General features: G+C 37.4%; 4 protein-coding genes and 1 pseudogene. 1 reads left to right on the top strand and 4 read right to left on the bottom strand.

What is annotated here, in order from left to right; all coding sequences use genetic code 11:
* Positions 1-794: ABC transporter substrate-binding protein (locus ACFILA_RS09000; RefSeq protein ID WP_375661062.1), on the bottom strand; the 794-nt coding region annotated here is incomplete at its 3' end.
* A gap of 1,206 nt (positions 795-2,000) precedes the next feature.
* Between ACFILA_RS09000 and ACFILA_RS08995 the strand changes: the two are divergent.
* Positions 2,001-2,180: pseudogene (locus ACFILA_RS08995) on the top strand (integrase); the annotation flags it as partial.
* A 245-nt stretch (positions 2,181-2,425) separates the two neighbouring features.
* Here ACFILA_RS08995 and ACFILA_RS08990 read toward each other — a convergent pair.
* From ACFILA_RS08990 to ACFILA_RS08980, 3 genes are all read right to left on the bottom strand, one after another.
* Entirely contained in the window at positions 2,426-3,055 is a 630-nt protein-coding gene (locus ACFILA_RS08990; protein ID WP_375643710.1) for a DNA-3-methyladenine glycosylase I, read from the bottom strand.
* Positions 3,033-4,463: an exodeoxyribonuclease VII large subunit gene (gene xseA, locus ACFILA_RS08985; RefSeq protein WP_375661061.1), complete on the bottom strand. Its 1,431-nt coding sequence runs from the start codon at positions 4,461-4,463 to the stop codon at positions 3,033-3,035. The genes ACFILA_RS08990 and xseA overlap by 23 nt, the downstream gene beginning before the upstream one ends.
* A 399-nt stretch (positions 4,464-4,862) precedes the next feature.
* On the bottom strand, positions 4,863-5,423 hold a 561-nt coding region (locus tag ACFILA_RS08980), incomplete at its 5' end, for an ABC transporter substrate-binding protein (RefSeq protein ID WP_375661060.1).

The following is a 5,423-nucleotide window of genomic DNA, read 5'->3' as shown; positions in this document are numbered from 1 at the left end:
ATATCATGTTTTTGCAACAACAAGCGTTGTGTTCCGGGCTCTGCAACATGGCGAATTAAAATCTGCTTCAGTTTAGGTGCTTGTCCCCAATAGTGAGAGCTTGCACGCAACAAAAGAGCTTCTCTAGGGCGCCAACTTTTTAACTGATAAGGACCAACACAAGCAGCATGACTCTTCAAATACTGATTTCCAAAATCGCCATCTTTTTCGTGTTTCATAATCGTCTTACGATCAAGCAAAGCTGTTGCACGACTCGCAACAATATTATTAAGAATAAGCTCTGCTGGATAAGGCTTATCAAATTTCATCACAACTGTTTTCTTATCAGGAGCTTGCAAAGCATCATCAACATTTTGTTCTGTAATTCCATATTCATTAAAAATTGCCGCATTACCCATCTTCAATTTGACAATCCGCTTCATACCCCAAACAAGATCATTGGCATTGGCTGATCTGCCATCATTAAACTTCAAACCATCACGCAAATGAAAAGTAATCACCGTACTGTGATCATCACCTGAAACATCCCAATGCGTTGCTAAAGCAGGAACTATTTTAGCAGGATCATCTGTCGCAGTACTCACCAAGTTATCACAAATATTGTAAATAATTTCACTTGCATAAACATCATTGCTTTGGGCGGGATCAAACGTACTGATTGCATCAAGATTCCAAGCCATCACAAGGGTATTAGCCGGTGTTTTTGCTGAAACCTGTTGTACAACTACCCCCAAAGCCATAAGAGCAGCAACAAGAGAGCTGCTACTTTTCAATATTGTTTTCTTCAAGTTCATAAACTTTTCCCTTTATTTATTTTTTATCAATTAATGACGCTGAAATAATATAGCAAATTTATAATTATAACATTGAATAAATACGTTCTAATCGCTTATATTTTTAATCACCTACACAGAGTCATCTACTTGATAAATTCATTGACTTACGTCTCAATAAACCATAGCGAACATGCAATATATGTTTTGCTAACCAGTATTACATTCTTCTCATAACCTTTCTTTGCATATGATAATGCACTATATCAGTTCCCTATTAATCATCAATAAGCCTTGTCGCCCCAAAAAATAGTGAGTTTTAAAAAAATCATTACGCAAAATTTATGAATTCATTATTCTATTCCTTTAGGCGATATTTAAAATAAAATATGCAAACTTTAAAAATAGTCATCCCCCTCAAACACTCAGTTTCAAGATGCGGCGCATCTTTACTACATGACAAAAACGGCACTGGAACAGCAGAAAGACATAAGAAAATATCTTTTCTAAAACGCTATCCCCCACAAAAAGCTGCTTAATCTTTTGAAAAATAAGTGTCAAAAGTTTTACGTTTTTACCAACAAAACCAAACGCGTTAACAAAGATAAAGGAAAAATGAGAAGAATCATTCCTTCCACGCTTTATCTTTTGAGAAATAAAGCTTACAATAAAAGAATACACACTAAAATGCATTCCCCCATTGATAAAAACAAAATTCATTAGACGCTTCCCCCCTAAAGACATAACGAATATAAACCCTTCTAAACTTTAGTGTGCATCATTGCTTTGCCACTATAAAAATAGAGCATAAAACAACATACAGCAACAGAACTCTCGTTTCCAGCGGAAACATACAGAGATTCAACGAAGTAATGTAGTGGATACAAGCCTGCATGAGCTTAATCATCTTCCAAAAAATTGGAGCGCACACGCGGCAAGATCACTCTACTAATAGAGGAAAGCTATCAGATAATAAAACCCAACACAAGCAGCTTGAATCATTTAACTTCAATTTTTCATCGCTGTATTTTATTTTTATTACCTAGGTAAGCATTGAGCACTCGACCTACATATAAATAAACCGACAGTCATACAAGCAAAGAAAAACAATGCAACAACAGCACCCCATCTAAAAACCACTTTGCATTCGTCAATAAGCATGAATAAAATATTCATTAATTATAACGGTCATGTCATTAACAGAAATAAAAAAAACTCTTCTCAACCATTACAAATGCCAAAGACTGTTGCACAACATTGAGAGCTAGTAAAGTGTGTGATGGTGCCGATTTGCTCCTTCATAAGCGTAAAGATGGAGGTGCTCAATGGATTTACCGTTGTACCATTCACAGGCGCCACCGCGAAATGGGTTTTGGTGTACTAAATGTTTCTTTAAAACATACAAGATATTACCATTATCTCACTTCAGATACATAACAGTTAAGGTATCACTCCTTTTGGCGTCTGTTTTTTCATCCTCAAAATTATACCTTTATCGTTTTTAGTGCCAACAACAGTAGAAAATCATTAATATTGTATAGTTTGTATATTTCAATTATCTTATACAGTGAAATTGTATAATCTATACATTTATTAAATAATTCAATTATTATTCTATTGATCATTACTCCTACAAAAGACAGTTTGCCAATTTATCGACAAAAACATCCTTCAAGATGATCATTAACAATCCCTACGGACTGCATAAAAGCATAACAAATTGTGGGACCAACGAATGTCCAGCCACGTTTCTTCAAGTCTTGAGAAAGACGAAGAGAAGCAGGTGTCATAGGATTAGCCAACAGTGTTTGAAAATCTATTTTTTCATAACGCTCTGATGGTGGTGGCTGAAAAGACCAAAAATAGTGGGACAAACTTCCCCACTCTGTTATAATTTCTTGTGCTCTCAATGCGTTATTAAGCACTGATTGAATTTTTCCTTGATGGCGAACAATGTCTTTATTCTGCATTAACATTTGCACCTTTAGCTCATCATAATGAACAATCTTTTCAAAGTCAAAGTGATCAAATGCAATGCGAAAAAAAAAGCGTTTTTTTAAAATTGTAAACCAAGAAAGTCCCGCTTGGAAACCTTCAAGACAAATTTTCTCAAACAAACGAATATCCTCAAAAATAGGCTTTCCCCATTCGGTATCATGATAAGCACAATAAAGTGGATCCGTTCCAGCCCATGCGCAACGAACTTTTCCATCCACTCCCTTAAGAAGACCTTCCGCAAGCATGGCATTAACCCCCGTATTAAAAGAGCATTCCTTGATCATCGCTAGGCGACTTTATTTGCTTGTGTTTTGAACGTTTAGCGGAAATAGGCTCTTGTGTTGCAACACTGATATCTCCATCAAAAAAACGTAAATTTATGTGCCCCATTTCAGGAAACTGAGCCAAGCGTTTAATGGGCTTATTCTCTTTCCCCAAAGCCAAAACAAAACCGCGCTCCAAAATATTCTGATATGAAGTGCTTTTTAAAAGCCTAGATACTACCTCTAACCCAGCACGTTGTTTTTCCACACTACGCACAAAAGCACGCTGAAGACGTGCCGTATATTCCTTTGTATTGCGTTGTGCTTTTTCACTATTTAACAAACGCGGTGAAAGACGCACACCAAGTGCATGAAAAGAAAAACGTTTTTTATCGTAGCTCACACAAAGAGCACGCTGCAATCGACTTGAAGTTTCATCCAAACCACGCCGTGGTAGAGCAAAAAGTTGATCGGCAGTCGGAAGAGCTCGTAGAGTAGCTCGCAATTTTTGTCGATAAAAATCCAAATAACGCGCTAGTCCCTTGCGCAAACGTGCAGCAAGCGATGCCACCAGCACCTCAAGATCAAGCTTAACAGGAACAGCCCGTTCTGCTGCGGCGGTGGGAGTTGGAGCACGCCAATCAGCCACATAATCAATCAAGGTCCAGTCCGTTTCATGCCCAACAGCAGAAATAACAGGAAGAGAAGATTCATAAACAGCACGAACAACAGCTTCGTCATTAAACCCCCACAAATCTTCTAAACTTCCCCCTCCCCGTGCAACAATAATAAGATCAGGCTTAGGAACAACTCCTCCTAAAGGCAACGCATTAAAACCTTCAACAGCAACAGCCACTTCTTTCCCACTTGTTTCCCCCTGAACACGTACAGGCCAAACCAAAATATGCAACGGAAAACGATCGGATATACGGTGAATAATATCACGAATAACAGCACCTGTTGGTGATGTTACAACGCCTATAGTTCGAGGCATATAAGGCAAAGTTTTTTTCTTAGCTTCATCAAACAAGCCTTCTTCTAAAAACTTTTTCTTACGATTTTCAAGGAGTGTCATCAAAGCACCAATCCCTGTTGGTTCAAGAGCCTCAATGACAATTTGATATTTCGATGATCCTGGATACGTCGTAAGTTTACCAACAGCAATCACTTCCATCCCTTCTTCAGGAGGAAATTTGAGCTTTTCCATCATTCCACGCCAAATAACAGCTTCCAACCGTGCCTTATCATCTTTTAAAGCAAAATAAGCATGTCCCGATGCATGGGTACCACGGTAACCTGATATCTCCCCACGTACCCGTACATAACCAAACTTTTCTTCAACAACACGCTTTAGGGCCCCTGCTATTTCGGAAACAGTGAATTCTGCCACATTTGTTACACCTGTTTTTTCACTAAACAAACTTACCATTTTTCAATTCTTTACGCCCGTTTCTGTGAATCTTTTTGAAACAACACATCTTTAAACTTTTGATTTATAGCTTCATCAAAATACCCATAACACCGGCTAGAGTAGTTTATATTTTTAATTTCAAATCGATTATCAGGGTTGTAAAAAAACTCGAAGCCGTTTTATGGGGATATCTAGAGTTATTATTTCATTCGAAAATTGTATCAATAGAAGTTTAAATATTCAATCTTAACATTCACACAAACACATCTTTTATAAGAATTCCTGAAATAAAATTCTCTACACAACATAGAAATCCATTCCCGATAAAATTCAACGTATTGCAAAGTGTTAAAGAGCTTTGCAATACATCAAATATATCATGATCATGTTTTTTATATTTTATAAACCTGATCCTTCTTATTTTTCAATTGCACTATAAAAAATACGTGGTGCACTATTCCAAACCCATTTTTTAACATCAGGTGTCATCGCTATCGTGTGATACGTCTGATAGATAAAAGCATAAGGTCCTTTCTGCATAAATTCACGTTGCAAATCAGCATACATTTGCGCCCGTTTTTTTGGATCTTTTTGAAACAACGCATCTTGAACCTTTTGATTCATAGTTTCATCCAAATACCCATGGCACCAACTCGCATAGCCTGTATTTTTAGCCTCAAACCGATTATCAGGATTGTAAATAAGGCGTGAAGCCATTGTATGGGGATCCGCAGAATCATTATTCCATCCGAAAAAAATCGTATCAAAAGTACGTGCAGATAGTTTTGAAAATAACTGCGTGCCTACGAAACGTTCAATTTTAAAACGCACCCCCACCTTTTTTGCATTGTCTTGGAGGGACTGAGCAATAGGCAAAGCAAAAGGATAAGGAGAGGCACCGGCAAAAATACTGGCCTCAAAACCATCCGGATAACCTGCCTCTGTTAAAAGTTGCTTTGCTTTTGGGAGATCAAGTTT

This window comes from Bartonella sp. CL71SXKL, from assembly GCF_042194935.1.
GTDB lineage: Bacteria > Pseudomonadota > Alphaproteobacteria > Rhizobiales > Rhizobiaceae > Bartonella.
Note: the sequence above shows the minus strand (reverse complement) of the source record. Positions and strands in the feature narration are given on the sequence as shown.